Genomic DNA, 18,270 nt, shown 5'->3' on the forward strand with positions numbered 1-18,270 from the left:
CTTCTCGTATGAAGGACTCTTTTTTTCGCTATTATGGTGCAAAACTAACTCGACCAGTCAAAACTAAAATAATCGCAATAATCCAAAATATAAAGAATGATAAGGACAGTATTAATGAAAGAATAGCAATTCCCTTCTTCTCGTTTTTTTTCGTCATCGTAATGACAGAAAGTATGATACCCGCAACTGTGAGAGCAACTGTAATATAATCTCCCACTATATTACCTGCATTGGCTATCCTTGTTGGCGTTATAAAAACGAACAGAAAACATAAAATTCCGATGAGTAAAGATATGTAGCTTATTATACTGTACTTCTTTTTAAGAACTATTTCAGTTTTTATACTAACCCACCCCTTCTCTATAGCTATGAGGTCATAATAGCACAAATAACCATAATTTGTTTTTTTTAAAAAACAGGTACAGCGGTAACTTCCACTGCACCTGTTTTTATTTAATAAATAAACCTGCTATTTCCTCTTTGTCATTATAAGTTATAATAAATGTCCGTTGTTCTTTACTATACTTCGCTACAAGAATAACAGTATATAAACCATCTTTTTCTTCAATCGATTTTTTCTCAATTTTTTTGAACGTACCGGCTTTTTCAATTACAGGTGTAAGATCTTTCATTTTTTCTTCTGGTAATCCAGCTTTCATTTTACTATCAAATTTGTCATGCACGTCTTTATACTTCGCCTCATTTAATAATGATACAATTTCTTCCGCCTTCGGAATAAATTTTTTCTCCGTACTTTCATCTACTTTATTACCGGTACATGCTGCAAGCGCGAACGCCGCGATAGCACTTATAATAATAAGTAATATTCTTCTCATTTTCATACACCCTTTCTTTTTAAAATGAAACTATAACTAAAAACGAGTAAAGCACAGATTGCTATTGAAACTTCTGACATAATGATTCCGCTTTTCCCTTGTACATATAGCGATATAATGCCCGCTAATGTATTTGCAGTCCCATGGATGAGAATTGCATATACAACATAACGGAATTTCTTTTGGACGACAGCTTGCAATACAATGAAGGAAAGCCCAATATGCAATACCATCGCGAAGATGCGCTCAATGCCGCCGAAATAATAACTGTCACCATTTTGAATGACTGTTTGTGACAATAATAGGGATGTTACCGGAATACCAACTAGCAACACAGCCTCAATACCACCATGCCCTGCTCCAAATAAAAAACCAGACTGCCAATCTCGTTGTTTCATAAAATAACGCATTGCAATAAAACGTGCTATCTCTTCAAAAATTCCAGCTGATAAGCTAAGTAAAATTACAAATAACACAGGCTGCATAACAGAAAACATTTGAAATTCTGTGCTATTTCCATTTAAATAATTCAGTATTGGTATGCGGATCAATATTTGTGATACAACAAAAGCCAATACACCTAACATATATGGAATATAGCGTTTCTTCAAAAAAGCATAGAAAAGTGCTATAAGCGGTAAACCAAAGCTAATCATCGTTGTAAAAATAAGACCATTCATCTCGCTTCACCTCTTACTTGAAGTGTATAAAAACGAGTGAAGAAAGTATGTAGTTATTTCTTATTCGGTTTTATTTTCATCATAAATGGTCATTTATGATGAAGGTTTGGGTGAAATACGGACGTATATAAGTTGTTTCTAAGGTCGCGTTATTTGTTTTATTCATAATCCGTTTTAACGAGAATAGCCCGTATCCTCGAGCTCCTTCTTTACTTGAATGGTTTTTCTCATAAATTTTTTGCAAATCAATCGCTTCACTCTTTGAACTATTACGGACGATAAAATATTGTCGTGAATCCATTTCAAAGAATGCGATTTGCAATATCTTTTCCTCACTATGCACCGCTTCTTCAATTGCATTGTCTACTAAAACTGAAATGATGCGAATAAATGAAATAATCGGCATCGAAACACTTTCAATGTTCTCAGGTATATCAAGCATTGCTTTTATTTGTTGCTGCTGGGCAGTGCCAACTTTCGCCCTTAATACACTTCTCACTTCAGGAATATGTATGCGAGATAATTTCGCAATATCAAGTTCATGATCATTTATTGTTTTTAACGTAGGGGCTATAACTTCATAATACACTTGCTCAATTTCCTTCACATTTTTTGTACGTATGCCCTCTTCTAACGATAGTAATACATTCATATAATCATGACGGAAACTAGCAAGCTCATCGTGCATATCCTCTAATTTCTCTACATAATCTAATAACTCTTTATCTAAACGTTTTTCGTGCTCTTCTCGTAACTTTTCTTTCGATAAGTGTGAGCTTATTAGCACAATGATTAGTAATAATAAAAATACAATAATCGCTGAAATATAACTTACTTCACTGTATTGTTGATTTAATTGTGCTAATAATGCAGAAGATGGCTGAGTTAAGATTAGTTCAATAATAAATCCAGCAATTAATAAAATATAAGTTACATAGTATAGCGGACTACCTACTATATATTGAGCAATTTTTCGGATTCTTTTGCGAGCTAATAGAATACCGATAAAAGTAAGTGTCGATACGATAAGATGAATCATGCTACCTGTCCATAAATATAAATTGAATGGCGTTAACATAAAGATTTTCATTCCTAAATCGAAAAGCAACATTTTCACTAATGTTATTATAACCATGCTCACTAGTGCAAAATATACATTATGCTTCAATTTCAATTCATTTTGCATTAGTCCTAAACTTATTAGAAACAACACAATGGTACTATTCAATTCTGGGTATCTCGTTACTGTTACGACAATAGCAAGTAAAATAATAAATACCGAACTTAAAGCTATTAACATTCTATATGACAACCTATTGTACCGGATTAATTGAATGTATAAAAACGTATGGCTCATACTAGTAAGCAGTATTGCAAATAAATCATAAATATACATTACATCTCACCCTTTAACATATTACGTATTTTACTCACTAAACGCCGTGATACTGGAATGCGTTTCCCACTTTTTAAAACTATCATTTTCTGCTTCGCATCATAAGAAGACATTTGCTTCATATTCACGATATATGATTGGTGACAACGAAATAAACGTTCATCTATTAATTCAATTTCTTTTAAAGTCCCGTAAAAATAAACGATTCTATCTAACGTCACTAACGCTAAACGGTGTGGTTCATCGGTCATAACGTATTCAACTTCATGAAACGGAACCCGCACAGTCGCATTACTATTTTCAACGATAAAATCATCGGACGGAATAATATGCTTATTACGCGCTTCATATTGAAGTAAACATTGTTCAAAAACGTTACGCCTCTCCTCGTGTGGCAACCCTTTATCAATAAAAGTTAAAGCTGATACCATGTATTGATATGAAATAGGTGCAAATTCAGAATGTGTCGTTACAAACACAATAATCCCTTGCGTATCATACTTTCTTATTTCTTGCGCCACTTGTAAACCTTTCCGTTCTTCCCTTTTAATCTCTATATCTAAAAAGTAGATTGGGACATAAGTCGCCTTAGGAATATTAGTAATGATCTTTTCGCTTTTACTAGTTACCTCAATAAAATCAAAAGGCAACATATATTTCTCGCAAATCTCTTCAACTAACCGCTTCATTTGCTGTGCTTGTATGACATCATCTTCTAAAATGAAAATACTCATGTAATCACTCGCTTTATAGAAATCTTTTTATTTATAGATTTATCTATAAATATATAATTCAAATCGTTATACCAATCCCCTTCTAAATTCTTGAAAGTATTAATTTTCTATTGTTTTTATAAAGCATAGAAAACAACCTCTACTTTTTGCTTGAAAGTAGAGGTTTTATTTAATTTTTTATAAAATAACCTCTCTATCCATCACTATCTTAAAAAATTCCGAGTAATGTGATAAAGAATAGTCCGCTACATCACAATTCCCTTGAAACATACATGTTGAAATACCTAATTCTTTTGCAGGTATTAAATCTAACTCCCTGTCTCCAATAGCTAGATCAATATTGTGCTTTTTATGCAAATGATCATAAGATAAAGCGTTCGGTTTTCGGGGGAAACCATCGTCAATTGTAACCATGTCTACGAAGTATTTGTCCCAGCCGTAATGATTTAATATAGATAATACCCCCGCTCTATCTTTATGAGTCATAATTACATTTTTATTGGCAAACTTTAAAACCTCTTCCACTTTTTCAAATGGTTTTATATCTTCTATCATAATACGATTCTCTAATACTTCAATTTCACTTAATTGTTTTTTAGATATTTTATAATAATCAATTGTGTGAGAAAATGAAATCTTTAAATTTGTATAGATTTCTTCTTCACTTATTTCCTTCCCTAAAACTTGAGAAAGAATCTTTGTATAGACTGGATACGTATCAAATAATGTCCCATCAAAATCCCATAAAATATTCATTCTGTTCACCTTCTATTTTTAAATCATTGTATGACTAAATCCGCACGATCCTTCGGTAATTCCGTTGCTAAGTAATAATCTTCCGCTTTCCAATACCTATCCTCAAACTTTGAAAGGTTTTTCTGCGTTTCCTCACTCTCCCGAAGAAAACGTGTCTCTCTTGGACAATCTAAATACACCATATAATGAAAGAAATCTCTCCATTCTTTTCGCTGTAGAAAAACACCTTCAATTACAATTACACCTACTATGGGGATCTGTACTTTTTTCATTTCACTTGAGTCTTTCTCATCATAATAGAACGGCAAATTCAGTTTTGTTTCATTTTGTAACTTCTGAAAAAACTTCTGCCGAAGCCACTCAATATCCCATTGTAAATAATAATACTCATACCATTCTTCATAGCCCGTATGATATCGTTTATTACGCTCTACTATGTGATCATCAATATGAAAAATATGAAACGGAATACTTTCTTGTTTCATATTTTCCTTTAAGTTTGTTACAAATGTTGTTTTTCCTGATCGACTTAAGCCATCTATACCTAAAATGAACCTATTTTGTTTATGTTTCTTCATTATATTTATAAGCTCATTTGTACTCATTGTTTCTTCCATTCTTCTTTTAATAACGAGTATAAAATCGTATCATGAGCAAATCCATTTTGAATCATATGTTTTCGAAGTAATCCCTCTTCTTGAAATCCTGCTTTACTTAATAATTTTTGAGAAGTTTTATTCTCTACGTATACAACAGCAGCAATTCTTATCAGTTGCAGCGTTTCAAACCCGTAACCTAAAATCGCCTGTAACGCTTCCGTTGCATACCCTTGTCTCCAATATGTATCATCTAATTCATAACCAATTTCAGCTCGCTTATGATGATTGTTTATGAAATGAAATCCGCACGTTCCGATTAATTGGCCCGTCCCTTTTTTCTCTATTCCCCAGCGAAATACACTTCCCTCTTCATAACGATTTTTAAACGTTTGAATAGTCGTTTTCGCTTGCTCAATATTTTCGAAAGAATCCATTCCGAAATAACGTATAACAGATTCTTTTGAAAAATAACGGAACATCGTTTCTGCATCTAACAGTGTTAGTTCTCTTAATTGTAAACGTTCTGTTTCTAGTTTCGGAAACCCCATATCTTTTTCTCCTTCTATTCTAATGAACTGCAAATTTCAATATAATTCCCATCTGGATCGGCAATGTATGCAATTGTTTGTCCCCACGGCTTCACAATTGGTTCAACTAAAATCCTAATTCCTTGCCCTCTAAATTGCTCAATTGTTTCTTGTACATTTTCGACAACGAATCCCAATTCAAAATGAGAAAATTGTAACTCGCCTTCTGTAAGTGGTAATCCTGTTAATTCTTTTACGTCTTGCCGGGTATTCATCGCTAATATGGTAGTTCCCGTATTAAATTCAATATATGTACCATGCTCTGCTTTTATAGATAACTGTAAAATATCTTTATAAAACTTTAAACATTCTTCAAACTTTTCTACATATAAAATGATATACTTCATTTTTAAATTCATTTTACATCCCCCTTTATATCCATCCCTAAAATTTCGACAAATGTCTCATAAAAACCTTGTTTCCTATAGTAACGAGCACAAAAAAATGAGGCCGATTTCTCGGCCCCTCAGCTTATTGGCATAAAACAGGAGATTTGGTTTGGACATAACCAGTTCGTACCTTTATTATATTTTATTTTTTCTGAATTTTAAATGCATTAAACACCTATTTATATTGAGAAAGTTTTTTCGGTTGCATAAAATTAAAGAGTTTAAGAAATGCTACAAATGGAGGTGTATACATATGGAACCAATGCTATGTCCAAGCTGTAAAACAAACCGTACTCGCTTTAATATTCTTGAACAACAAGTAAAACCAGTCAAGTTAAATCCACAAACTGGTCAAGTAGAAGAGGAATACACAAATGAAACGATGAATGCTTTTCATATGTCCTATCAAGGACCAACATACAGAGTCCAATGCGCTGTATGCGGACTCGTTGAAAATCCAGAACAATTTATTAAACCTGCGCAAAATCAATCTTTTTCTTAAATAATTTTATTACCCCCTACCAATTTTTTGTAGGGGGTTTTTCGATTTAATATGTTAATCAAAAATGTTTTTCTTCCTTATTATAAGTTACACCCCACACCTCTTTAGTCATCTTTTATTTTTTTGACCTTCGATATGAATCATTTTTTCTTCATTTATTATTTTCGGGTTGGGTTCTTCGTAACTGTTAATTTTGTGCCTTTATATAGATTTTTATTATATAAAAAAGAGTGAACAAAAATACAATTATATAGAAACGAAAGAAGTTGCCCCCGGTATTTGTATTTCCCTAAAACATCAACTTCTTTTTAACTCTACTTTTTATTATAATATTTCACTTTTTAATTTCTTAATTTTCCAAGAGAGTCTTATAAAGAAGTATATCCACATACAACCTGTAAGACCTGTCATAACTTTCGCCCAAATTGGCACTCTTGATTCCATCGGGCTTAAAAATAAGTTATACATTGATGGTAATATACTTGCTGATATAATAACAAGGAATAGCAATAACTCATTTAGCTTTTGTACCCTCGTCTCCTTTTCTGAGTATATATCAGGTAATTCATTTACCTCTTCTACCTCTTTACAAAAATAATTCCATCTTGTGAAACTTGTTACGCGTTTCCAACCAGACATTTCGTATATTTCGAAATACTCTTGTTGTTGTTCTTTCGAATCTCTATAAACCAATCTAAAATCAGCTTTATATATTACATCTTTCGGCTTAGTTTTCTTAAACTGATACATTAAATTGTATTTTTGTAATGCCCAACCTTGCTGGTGCATCTTTCGTAAAAAAGCTTCTTCTTTTTCTAAATTCCATGCCGTAAAAAACTTAAATACCCTTTTAGTCTCCATCTTCCATTCACTCCCCTAAAATACTATTCCCGTTCCTTACAGATCTCTGCAACCTGTTATACTCTAGCTCTAACACTTCTCTACCAAGTGGCGTTAACTCATAGCACTTCTTTCTATCTGTAGAAGCCACTTCAACTATTAACTTCTCTTTTAGTAACTTTGTCGTATTCCCGTATAAAGTACCTGGACCGAGCTTTACTTCTCCATTTGTCATCTCTTCTACCATTTGCATAATTCCGTAACCATGCATTGGTTTCACTAGTGATAACAATATGTAATATGTCGCCTCTGTTAACGGAATATATTTTTTCGCTTTCGCATTCATTATAACCACCTCCGATACATCGCTTCCTGATATATCGACTAACGATACATCGTATATCGATATTGTATAACTACATTCCAAAATATGCAAGTATAATTTAATAATTGGATATTTATTTCTTTGAATTAAAAAATCATATCAATTTTCTGAATAATTTGTTAAAATATAGAAATATCCGTTTATATTTTTGAAAGGAATGATACATATGATAAATAAATTGAAAGAAAACATAGGATCAGTTTTTGTCGGTAAAGAAAATGTTATAGATTTATTACTCGTTTCATTGCTTGCTGATGGACATGTATTACTCGAGGATGTGCCTGGTACTGGGAAAACGTTGCTAGCGAAAACACTTTCTAAAAGTATTGGTGGTAATTTTTCTCGTGTCCAATTTACACCGGATGTACTTCCGAGTGATATAACAGGTATTGAATATTTTAATCCGAAAACGAGTGAATTCGAGTTAAGACTTGGACCAGTTATGACTAATATTTTGCTTGCGGATGAAATTAATCGCGCTATGCCTAGAACGCAGTCTAGTTTATTAGAATCGATGGAAGAACGACAAGTAACGCTTGAAAAGCAATCTACTCCTCTTCCGAAACCGTTCTTTGTTATTGCGACGCAAAATCCAATTGAATCACAAGGAACATTTCCTCTTCCAGATGCACAACTTGATCGTTTTTTAATGACAATTTCAATTGGTTATCCTGATTCCAAAGATGAACTACAAATGATGCGTCGTTTCCGTAACGATACACCGTTAGAAAGCGTCAAATCTGTTATTTCTTTAGAAGACATTTTAAAAGCACAGAAACGAGTAAAAGAAATTTTCGTATCAGAACCGTTAGAACATTACATTATTAAACTTGCTCACGCTACAAGAAATCATGATTACATCGCTAACGGTGTAAGTCCACGTGCCACACTTGCTTTAGTGCGCGCAGTTCAAGCGTTAGCCTTTTTACGCGGGAGAGAATATTGTACGCCTGAAGATATACAATTTTTAGTTCCTTCTGTTTGGAATCATCGTATCGTCTTATCGATGGAAGGCGCATTACGTACGACAAAAAATGAAATTATGCAAAGAATTTTAAAAGAAGTTGACGTACCAGTGGAGATTGAGCAAGCATGAATGGACAGCGAGTTGTAACTGTACCGTTATTTTTCCAACTCCATATTATTCAACTAACCGTCCCAGGCGCTATACTATTTACATTTTTTATGCCACAACGAATCATTATGTTTTTCTTTTTCTTCTACTATTTATTTGCAATTTTCATTTATAAATATGTCGCATACATAGAGAAAAGGTTTCAAGTGATTAACGAGAAACAAACGACTCGGCTTTTCCCTGATGAATCTGGACAGTTTTTTATTCATTTAAAAAATGGAGCAAACATACCACTCGTTAATGGTACTTGTTATTTTCATTTAGACCCGTCACTACTACCACAAAAAGATCAAGGAATTGAACAAATATCGAAAACGTTATTCTCTTTTCCGTTTTCACAACCTGCTCATTCGGCACAAAAATGGGATTTAACATTGACGGCAACGAAGCGTGGCGTATTTCAAATTGAACAATTCGAATGTGTTTTGAAAGATCCTTTTCATTTATTATCTGTACATTTACCTGTATTTGATAAATTAAGAACTGAAATTATTGTGTATCCATCACCTAAAGAAGTAGCAGGTTTGCAAGAACTTCAGCAACTTTTAACAGGATCTTATCGAACAAATTTTTCTTTTTACAATGATGAAACATCTATTATTGGTGTAAAACGCTATGAACGTGAGTCTTTCCGTTCTATTCATTGGAAAGCATCTGCTAAAATGCAGGAATTACAGGCGAAGCAATATGAACCTGTAAAAAATTATAGTTGGACGATTTGTCTTTCATTAGCTGCTGATCGCGGGTTTGGTTGGAAAGATAATATAGAAGATCTTATTTCATTTGCAACATACATTTGTCAATACGCAACGAAGCATCAAATACCGTTTGAATTATTTATTAGTGTATTAGCTGAAGGTGGTCCTCTGCACTTACCATTAAACGAAGGGCAAACACATTACGGAATATCTTTAGAGGAATTAGCGCGTATTTCAGATGATAGTACGTTACTTCCTAAACAAGGATTTATTCATTATGTAACGAGAAAAAGAGAACGATCATCTACAATGATATACATTGGTTTACAGAGAAATGAACTCCCTCTTCTCTCTCAGCCTACGTTTCTCATTAATAACGAAGGGATGGTGGAAAAGCTTGAAAACTTGGCTCTATCACGTTAATGACTTTTTTCTGCTGCTCCTCCTTTCGTTATTAACGGAAAGAGATGAATTCATCGGTATTGCTATATTTTTAGCAACAGGCTATATTGGTGTATTTCTAATCCATAAATTCATGAAAAAAAGAACGACAGGATTTGTTATACTGTTAATTACTCAAATAATCAGTTGTTCTATCTTTCTCCCTTTCTCTCTATTTGGCACAATTATGTTACCGCTTTTCTTCTTTATCGTACATGTAGTTGGACCTGGGTATCCAGTTCAAAAATCGTTAGGCGGTATTATATGGTTTGGTGTTTCAACTATATTTTATGCGCCCTTTCCACCTTTGTGGAAACTATTACTATTAGTCTTACACATTATGATTACATTTTGGTTAACTGGGGCAAATCGTAATCAACAGTTATTACGTTTCGCTTCTCTTATTACGATTGGAATAATTAGTGCTTTTCTCATTCCTATTTTCCCATACATTCGGCTTCTTTTTTCTTACGCCGTACAAGTAGTTGCTTTAGGATTTGGATACGCCATTAATCCGTTATTTTCCGCAGCCGAATCAAAAGAAACAGACGATTTTTGGTCGAATAAAGGCAATCTAAAAGACCCTCAAATTAAGGATGAGTTTGGACAACGTGATTTTGATCCAACTCTCATAAATAGCATTACCATATTAGTTTGTACAGTCATCGCTATTTACGTCGTTTGGAAAATAATAAAAAAACGAAAACAATTCAGTTTACCAAATATGCCTGTCTTTGAATCTACTATCATTACTGATAAAGAAGGCATAAGCCAAAAACGTTTGAAACGAAACAAACCGCCTCATAATGAAATTCGAAAAGAAATTTTCAAACTTGAGAGTAAGTTAACTCCTCCTTTAAATAGAAAACGAGGAGAAACTGTTGAAGCATGGTTAGGAAGAATAAATAGTGAAGAGCATATAAATATTCAGAGTCATATTATTATAAATGCTTATAATACAGTGCGTTATTCAAATGAGGAAAACACCGTACTTTTGCATGAATTTAAGGAAGAAATCCATAAACTCTATGCATATCAGAAGAGTATGAAGAAAAGAAAGAAATAATACAACAGAAAGACTCCTATTTTCATAGGAGTCTTTCTATACTTCTACGTTAATTTTTAAATTGAAGCATTCTTCCCTGCTTCAATCTCTAATGATTCTTCATGCCACCAAAGTGTTTCTTCAGGGTCTTCTTTAGCGATTAGGTGTGCTTCCTTTTTCGTTTCAACTGTAGGATATGAACCTTTAAGCGCACGTCCTGAAGTTGTAACGAATAATACACTAAATACGACTAATCCAATAATACTTACTCCTGCTAAATAAAATGCCGGTGCAAGCGGGTTACCGGTTGCATGAACTAAGTATGAACATACGAGCGGTGTTGTTCCACCGAATATCGATACAGAAATATTAAATGAGATCGAAAGTGCTCGATAACGTACATCGGTGAAAAAGAGTGATGGTAATAATGAAGGTAGCGTTCCTTCATATACACTTAGGAAGAATCCTAAAATGAAAATACCTGCAAATATAGCTGCAATATGTCCATTACCTATTAGTAAAAATGCTGGAATTGCAAATACTGTTAAACCAAGTAAACCAATTTGCACGACACGTTTATTACCAATTTTATCACTTAATTTACCGAAATAAAGTGCCAGTGGAATCATAAGTGCCATCGTAATAGAAATAATTAATAAGCCAGTTGTTTCTTTGACTTTAAGTACTTGAGTTAGATAAGAAGGAATATACGAAAGAATCATATAATTCGTAATGTTAAAGAAGGCGACAATAACTGTGCTTAATAAGAAGTCTTTTTTGTGATATTTTAATATATCCATAAATGAAAATTGTTCGTTGTCTTCAGATTCCTCTTGTGCTTTTTCCATCTCTTCAAAGATGGGAGATTCATCTAAATGACGGCGTAAATATAAACCGACCAAACCAATTGGTGCAGCTATTAAGAAAGGAATACGCCAGCCCCAGCTGAGCATTTGTTCATCTGTTAACAATAACGTCAAAATGGTAACAATTACCGATGCAGCAATGTAACCTGAGAGTGTTCCAATTTCAAGACCACTACCGAGTATACCACGCTTTTTATCTGGAGAAGATTCTGCGATATAAACCATTGCTCCTGAATATTCGCCGCCTGTAGAGAAGCCTTGAATCATTCGGGCAACTAAAAGTAGTATTGGTGCCCATACACCAATTTGTTCATAGGTTGGTAGTAATGCGATGAATAATGTAGAAAGTGCCATTAAAATAATAGTAGTACTTAACACGATTTTTCGGCCGTACTTATCTCCTATTCTACCAAAGAATACACCTCCGATTGGTCGAACGAGAAAGGCTGCTGCAAATGTACCAAATGTAAGTACAAGTTGCAATCCACTATTATCAACACCTGAGAAGAATAATTGACTTAAAATTACCGCTAAATACGCGTATAATCCAAAGTCAAACCACTCCATTGCATTCCCGATACCAGTAGCAACTACTGCTTTCCTGGCTTGTTTAGGATTGACAATATTAACGTCTTGAGGTTCAAAATTTAAATCATTATTTTGTTGCATATAATAAAACAGCTCCTTATTTAATTTAACTTCTTTAAGCACACCTTCTCTTATTGAATAAAATAAATTCGAAGCACTTAAGGAAAATCAGCGTCTCCTTATCTGTTATTATTGTTTCACATAATTAATTATTTGTCCAATGAGATGCTTCCAAGGTTAAGTAATTTATTAAAATAAAAAAGCTGAAGAAGGCGCTATACGAGTACCTTTTTCACCTTTTTATTTTAATATAAAAATTTATTTTTTTACCCCTATTTTCTTCTTATTTGAATTAAAAATAAGTTTCTTTTTTAAATACTTGTAGCTGCTAAACTATGTATACAAGAGATAAATTCATTAACAAATGTATCAATTTCTTCTTTTGTAATTATATATGGAGGAAGTAAACGAATGATGTTCCCTTGTGTAACATCAACTAATATCCCATTCTCCATTAGCTCTACCTGTAATTTCTTCACATTTTCATTTGTATCATTCAAACTAATTCCAAACATCATGCCAGCATGACGTACTTCCCCAATATAATAAGTATTTTCTTTCTGAATTTCTTGCAATTTATCATTTAAATAGTGTGACATTTCATAAGCCTTTTGCATTAAACCATCGTCAATTAATGTGTTTAATACCGTTAATCCTAAAGCCGTTCCCATTGATGAATGAGCAAACGTTGTGCCGTGATCTCCCGGTGCAAATACATCACATAACTTTTCACCAACAATAATTCCGCCAAGCGGTATCCCGCCTCCTGCTCCTTTACCAATTTGAATAATATCCGGTGTAATATTGAAATTTTGATAAGCAAATAGTTTACCAGTTCTCCCCATACCACTTTGTACTTCATCAACGATAAGTAGTACATTATATTTCTCACATAAGTTTTGAACACCATGTAAATATTCACTTGATAAAGGGTATATCCCCCCGCTACCTAAAACCGGCTCTAGCATAATCGCAATCGGATTTTCATGAATTATTGTTTCTTCTAATTGCTCTATATTCTCGCGGTCTACTTCATATACCGGAATCGATGTTTTAGGGAAATTTTGATATACACTTTCTTGTCTCGTAAAATGTAGTGCTCCTAATGTTCGCCCGTGGAAACTATTTTTCAGCACTACAATTCCTTCACGTTCTTCATGCGTATTAAATCTATATTTATCAATTAATTTTAACGTTGTTTCTGTCGCTTCCGTACCAGAGTTTGTAAAAAAGACTTTTCCTTTTTTTAATGAGCAGTCAACTAATTTCTTTGCATATTCAATCGCAACTGGATTTAAAAAATGAAATGGAAGATGCAACGATTTTGTAACTTGCTCCATTGTCGTTTGCACGATTTTCGGATGATTGTATCCTAATACGTTCACTCCCACACCAGAGAATAAATCTACATACTCTTTACCATCCACATCATAAAGCTTGCATCCTTCTCCTCTTTCTATTGCAACCTTCGTACGACAATACGTAGGCATCATATATTCTTTATCTAATTGAAACCAATCCGACATTTTAAATTCCTCCTAGTTATTTTCCCTGTTTATTTATGTTCTCTATAAAGTCATGTATAAATTCATTTTTAAGATTGTAATTTTAATAGTAACTTTCTTCTCGATATCCATTTTTTCATAATTTCTTCTATTTCAACAGGTCCACTACATGCACGTTTTTTTCACCTAGCGGTCTGTTACTACTTTGCATGTCATACATAATCAAGGCTGTGAAATCATATTTAGTAACAATGGACAAAAAAGATTTGGAGGCTATATCAATGGATGAAAACTATGATAAACAGAGGAAATCTTTACAAGGGAAAGGCCTTAATGCAAATGAAGAACGTAATGAACAAGCTACACTTCACTCTCAAACAGTTGGTTCACGTGGACCTGTTCTAGAAGCAAGATAGTGTACTTCACGAGACGTTACAAGAATTTATTCACGAAAAAATTTTAGAAAGACCTGTTCATGTAAAAGGATTTGGTGCGTTCGGTTATTTTCAAACGATCTATCCTATGTCTGAACATACGAAACTAAGTTTTTTACAACATTCTAATGAGAAAGTTCCTGTTATGGTGCGATTTTCATTAGCTGTTAGTACGAAAGGCACTCCTGACACTTCTAGAAATGTACGCGGTTTTTCTACAAAGTTTTATACAAAGGAAGGCATTTTCGATCTTTTATGTAATCACATCCCTGTCTTTTCCGTTCGTGATCCAATGCGATTTCCTGAAACGATTCAAGCATTGTTACCTTCACCTAAAAATAACTTACTTGACCCTAATAGATTTTGGAGCTTCGTCGCTAAAGCACCTGAATCCATTCATTTCGTTGTCCATTTATATTCTGATGCTGGTACGGCCAAAAGTCTGCGCCACATCCCAGGACATAGTGTTAATACATATGTTTGGAGAAATACAGAAGGCAACCGCAAATATGTAAAGTATCATTGGTACCCATTCGAAGGTGTACAATACATTACTAGTGAGGAAGCGAATAAATTGGCTGCCGAAAACCCTGATTATAGTGGGAAAGATTTATATGATGCAATTGCAAATGGTAAACCAGTGGAATACGGATTATATGTCCAGCTCATGGATCCGAAAGATGAAGAACATCTTCCTTATGACCCTTTAGATGATACAAAATTATGGGATGAAAAAACATATCCTCTTATACCAGTAGGCAAATTGGTATTAAACGAAAATCCTGAAAATTATATGGAAGAAGTAGAAAAAGTCGCCTTCTCCCCCTCTAATTTGCTAGACGGTGCAGAACTATCAGATGATAAAATGCTGCAAGGGCGCGCTAACATTTATAGCGATTCTCAAAGAAGAAGAATTGGACCTGAATTCCGCAAATTAGCGATTAACCAACAACGAAATTGGACACCTGCTAATCAAATAACGAGCGGCGATGGAAGATACGTTGAAGGTAAACTTGAAAGAACTTCTATTACGAAACAGGATGACTTTACGCAGCCTGGTGAATTTTATGCGAAGTTAAAACCGATAGAAAAAGAACATCTTGCTGAAAACTTAGCTAGTGATTTAAAAGTTATCTCTGCTGATATTAGAAAGGTTGTTTTAGGGTATTTTCATAAAGTGTCTGCTGATTTGGTGAAGAGGATTGAAAGTGCGATGCAAAAGCTTTAAGTATATAAAAAAACGTCATTTCAAAAATAAAAAATGACGTTTTTTTATGGCGAAATTACTAGGAATTTTTACCACTTCATTTGCAATTATTAACGAATTTTTCCTCACTTAAAATTCCTTTATTTCATTTTAGATTATGATATTCATTTCTCTTTTTCATATAATCTTTTTCACATTGCAACGGCTTGAATTTCACTTTTTTCCCTTTCTTCTTTTTCGTCTTTACAACGAGCCATTCCCCTTTTTCAACATCTAGTTTTAGGCGTTTCATTACATTGATATTATCTTTTTCTTTATAAAGTAAAAATGCTTCTTGAGCCCTCACAAATAAGCTGGGCTGCTCGCTAAATCCACCACTATCATAAACTTTAGTTAGCGAATTATAATAAGAATCATTTTCCTTTCCACCATACATCAAATGGGCCGCATCCAGGTCTCTTTTACTTACTTCCCAAAAACTATGTTCATCAATATTTAAATTAAATGTGGATTTAATATCACTTATTATATTCTTCACATGCTTGTCATCTCGAATTTTCCTTTTTTCAAGACAATCCGAAGTTAACTCTGGTGCATCCGTTTGAGAATGTACAACTTGTTGAATAGATACACATAATACAAATACGCTTAAAATGTATAATATTTTTTTCATACTTACGTTTCACCTCAAATAATTTAGATACTATATTATTTGAGGCTTATAATATTCTTATGCTAACAATGTGAAAAGCCCTATAAATTAGACTTTTATAGGACCTTTCATATTAATATTGCTTTATCAAATTCACTGGTGAGTCTAGTACTTTACTACTTTTTACGTCATATAGTCCTATAGGCGTTACCCGTATAAAAGGCAAGTGCGTTGCAGAAAAGAACAAAATGGTAAATGCCGGATCGTCATACGCGTAGCCACGCTCTTGCAATAATTTCACCAACTGTTTCTCTTCCTGTATTAATTCAGTCATTTTTAACTTAGACATAATCCCGAGCAATGGTAATGCGATTTCGTGTAATACTTCATTCTTTTCAGCTATTACCATTCCCCCGCCAAGCTCTTTTACTCTATGAAAAGCTGTAAGCATATCTTCTTTATTCTTTCCAATAAGAATGATGTCGCCGGTACCAGAATATGAGCTAGCAAGACCACCTAGTTCTTTCGCAAACCCCTTTACAACTGTATTCACTCGCCACGTACCGTCACGAGCAATCATCATAAGAAAACACTCATCATGATCTAGTGAAAGTTCATCACTGTTTAAATCAATATCAGTCGTGTATGGTTTTGTTATAACGTTATTTAATAATTGTATGCCCATTTTATTAGTAAAAATCATATCCTCTTTTTCTATAGACCAGTCTAATAATAATGGAGTTACTTTGAATTTACTCCAGTCTATTTGTACTGATTCATTTTTATTTATTCCGTCACGCTTCACCCATTTCCCCTTTGCAATTACACTTATTGGAACCGGATTTTCTTTACTTTCCAAAATATTAATATTAGCTATTCTACCTGTCGCAATTGAGCCATGTACATGTTCCATATTGTAATAACGAGCGATATTATAGCTTGCCATATGATAAGCATCAATTATTGGCACTCCTTGTTTTATCGCGGTAGATATCATTACGTTTGTCATTCCACCTTCATAGAATGAAGGATGTGAGCCGTCTGTAGTAAGAATGAATCTATCAAACTGTTTTACTCCTAGTTCCAACAATTCTTTCAGTAACACTTCTAAATCTGGGCGGATTGAAGAATTTCTTAAGGAAACCGTGTAACCTTGCATAAGACGAGCGAAAGCTTCTTGCCCTGTCATTGCCTCATGATCACAATCTGTACCTAACAGTTTTAACTTCGCCAATGTCGTTTCAGATGCTCCTGGAAAATGTCCTTCCACTTTTTTATGTAATCGTTTCGTTTCCTGCACCCAATGTAACATTTCATCATCGCCATGTAATAACTTTGGCCACGCTGTTAGCTCGCCACCTTGAAGAACTGCTTTATGCTTAAGCCACTCTATTATTTCTTCACGATTAAATAAAGATTCCCCGTTTTGCAATTCAGTTTGTCCATCAAAACGACACCACCAATACATACTCGCTGGAATCTTTTCAAATTCATCTAATAAACGAAATGCTTCTTCACGTTGTAATGTGAAAAATAAAGTTAAATTATCATTAATAAAAGTCGTCGTCCCAAACTGCATCGCATACTTCGCTAAAGTTTCAGGATTATATAATTGATATGGATGTGCATGCGGTTCTATGTAACCGGGTACGACATACTTTCCTTCGCAATCAACAACTTCACACTCCGTTAATTGCCCCGGCAGCTGCTCCCCTACGTATACAATTCGATCATTATATATCCAAATGTGCGCTGTCATCCACTCGCGCATATAGGAATTTAAATAAGTTGCATTTTTCAATAAAATGTGTGGACTTCTTGTACCGTCTATTACTTCAACATGTTCTCTTAATTGCTTGTTACTCCATCTAAACTGATTTTCTCCCAATGAATTTCACTCCACATCTAGTTACTATTTTTTATTAAAATAAAAAT

General features: G+C 33.8%; 19 protein-coding genes and 1 pseudogene. 5 read left to right on the plus strand and 15 right to left on the minus strand.

Annotation, left to right across the window (positions count from 1 at the left end):
• Window positions 1-31 precede the first annotated feature (31 nt).
• From F8162_RS02955 to F8162_RS02995, 9 genes are all read right to left on the minus strand, one after another.
• Window positions 32-343 carry a hypothetical protein gene (locus F8162_RS02955; protein WP_151635404.1) on the minus strand — a complete coding sequence of 104 codons (312 nt, stop codon included), beginning with the start codon at window positions 341-343 and terminating at the stop codon, window positions 32-34.
• 106 nt (window positions 344-449) lie between these two features.
• Entirely contained in the window at window positions 450-836 is a 387-nt protein-coding gene (locus F8162_RS02960; RefSeq protein ID WP_151635051.1) for a DUF3887 domain-containing protein, read from the minus strand.
• A gap of 2 nt (window positions 837-838) precedes the next feature.
• A complete protein-coding gene (locus F8162_RS02965; RefSeq protein WP_151635049.1) occupies window positions 839-1,516 on the minus strand; it encodes a YhfC family intramembrane metalloprotease in 678 nt (225 codons plus the stop codon).
• Between the two features lie 79 nt (window positions 1,517-1,595).
• Window positions 1,596-2,912, minus strand: a complete 1,317-nt coding sequence (locus F8162_RS02970) for a GHKL domain-containing protein (RefSeq protein ID WP_151635047.1) — start codon at window positions 2,910-2,912, stop codon at window positions 1,596-1,598.
• A complete protein-coding gene (locus F8162_RS02975) occupies window positions 2,912-3,646 on the minus strand; it encodes a LytR/AlgR family response regulator transcription factor (RefSeq protein WP_151635045.1) in 735 nt (244 codons plus the stop codon). The genes F8162_RS02970 and F8162_RS02975 overlap by 1 nt, the downstream gene beginning before the upstream one ends.
• A gap of 177 nt (window positions 3,647-3,823) precedes the next feature.
• A complete protein-coding gene (locus F8162_RS02980) occupies window positions 3,824-4,402 on the minus strand; it encodes an HAD-IA family hydrolase (protein ID WP_151635043.1) in 579 nt (192 codons plus the stop codon).
• A gap of 23 nt (window positions 4,403-4,425) precedes the next feature.
• Window positions 4,426-5,007, minus strand: a complete 582-nt coding sequence (locus tag F8162_RS02985; protein WP_151635041.1) for a kinase — start codon at window positions 5,005-5,007, stop codon at window positions 4,426-4,428.
• On the minus strand, window positions 5,004-5,549 hold the full coding sequence (locus F8162_RS02990; RefSeq protein ID WP_151635039.1) for a GNAT family N-acetyltransferase: 546 nt from the start codon (window positions 5,547-5,549) through the stop codon (window positions 5,004-5,006). The genes F8162_RS02985 and F8162_RS02990 overlap by 4 nt, the downstream gene beginning before the upstream one ends.
• Before the next feature lie 14 nt (window positions 5,550-5,563).
• Window positions 5,564-5,947, minus strand: coding sequence for a VOC family protein (locus tag F8162_RS02995; RefSeq protein WP_151635037.1), 384 nt, complete (start codon window positions 5,945-5,947; stop codon window positions 5,564-5,566).
• Window positions 5,948-6,230: 283 nt separating this feature from the next.
• Between F8162_RS02995 and F8162_RS03000 the strand changes: the two genes are divergently transcribed.
• Entirely contained in the window at window positions 6,231-6,479 is a 249-nt protein-coding gene (locus tag F8162_RS03000; RefSeq protein WP_048547666.1) for a hypothetical protein, read from the plus strand.
• Window positions 6,480-6,803: 324 nt separating this feature from the next.
• On the opposite strand, the gene F8162_RS03005 is transcribed toward F8162_RS03000, so the two are convergent.
• A complete protein-coding gene (locus tag F8162_RS03005) occupies window positions 6,804-7,340 on the minus strand; it encodes a DUF2812 domain-containing protein (protein WP_151635035.1) in 537 nt (178 codons plus the stop codon).
• Window positions 7,341-7,347: 7 nt separating this feature from the next.
• Window positions 7,348-7,665: a PadR family transcriptional regulator gene (locus F8162_RS03010; protein WP_000991838.1), complete on the minus strand. Its 318-nt coding sequence runs from the start codon at window positions 7,663-7,665 to the stop codon at window positions 7,348-7,350.
• Between the two features lie 205 nt (window positions 7,666-7,870).
• Here F8162_RS03010 and F8162_RS03015 point away from each other — a divergent pair, with 205 nt between their 5' ends.
• The 3 genes from F8162_RS03015 to F8162_RS03025 are packed head-to-tail and all read left to right on the plus strand — an operon-like array spanning window position 7,871 to window position 11,044.
• Complete coding sequence (locus F8162_RS03015) at window positions 7,871-8,800, plus strand: AAA family ATPase (RefSeq protein ID WP_151635033.1); 930 nt, start codon at window positions 7,871-7,873, stop codon at window positions 8,798-8,800.
• Window positions 8,797-9,960 (plus strand): DUF58 domain-containing protein, encoded by a 1,164-nt coding sequence (locus F8162_RS03020; RefSeq protein WP_151635031.1) that lies wholly within the window; start codon window positions 8,797-8,799, stop codon window positions 9,958-9,960. The genes F8162_RS03015 and F8162_RS03020 overlap by 4 nt, the downstream gene beginning before the upstream one ends.
• A complete protein-coding gene (locus F8162_RS03025) occupies window positions 9,935-11,044 on the plus strand; it encodes a DUF4018 domain-containing protein (protein ID WP_151635029.1) in 1,110 nt (369 codons plus the stop codon). The genes F8162_RS03020 and F8162_RS03025 overlap by 26 nt, the downstream gene beginning before the upstream one ends.
• Window positions 11,045-11,100: 56 nt before the next feature.
• Here F8162_RS03025 and F8162_RS03030 read toward each other — a convergent pair whose 3' ends face one another.
• Both F8162_RS03030 and F8162_RS03035 read right to left on the minus strand, forming a co-directional pair.
• Complete coding sequence (locus F8162_RS03030; RefSeq protein ID WP_078183357.1) at window positions 11,101-12,558, minus strand: MFS transporter; 1,458 nt, start codon at window positions 12,556-12,558, stop codon at window positions 11,101-11,103.
• Window positions 12,559-12,848: 290 nt separating this feature from the next.
• Window positions 12,849-14,063 carry an aspartate aminotransferase family protein gene (locus F8162_RS03035; RefSeq protein ID WP_151635027.1) on the minus strand — a complete coding sequence of 405 codons (1,215 nt, stop codon included), beginning with the start codon at window positions 14,061-14,063 and terminating at the stop codon, window positions 12,849-12,851.
• A 260-nt stretch (window positions 14,064-14,323) separates the two neighbouring features.
• Here F8162_RS03035 and F8162_RS03040 point away from each other — a divergent pair.
• A pseudogene (locus tag F8162_RS03040) lies at window positions 14,324-15,704 on the plus strand (catalase).
• A gap of 124 nt (window positions 15,705-15,828) precedes the next feature.
• On the opposite strand, the gene F8162_RS03045 reads toward F8162_RS03040, so the two are convergent.
• Together F8162_RS03045 and F8162_RS03050 are read right to left on the minus strand one after the other, a co-directional pair.
• Entirely contained in the window at window positions 15,829-16,356 is a 528-nt protein-coding gene (locus F8162_RS03045) for a hypothetical protein (RefSeq protein ID WP_151635025.1), read from the minus strand.
• Window positions 16,357-16,468: 112 nt separating this feature from the next.
• Window positions 16,469-18,223, minus strand: coding sequence for an adenine deaminase C-terminal domain-containing protein (locus F8162_RS03050; protein ID WP_151635023.1), 1,755 nt, complete (start codon window positions 18,221-18,223; stop codon window positions 16,469-16,471).
• Window positions 18,224-18,270: the final 47 nt, after the last annotated feature.

The organism is Bacillus sp. CH140a_4T (genome assembly GCF_008923725.1).
Lineage (GTDB): Bacteria > Bacillota > Bacilli > Bacillales > Bacillaceae_G > Bacillus_A.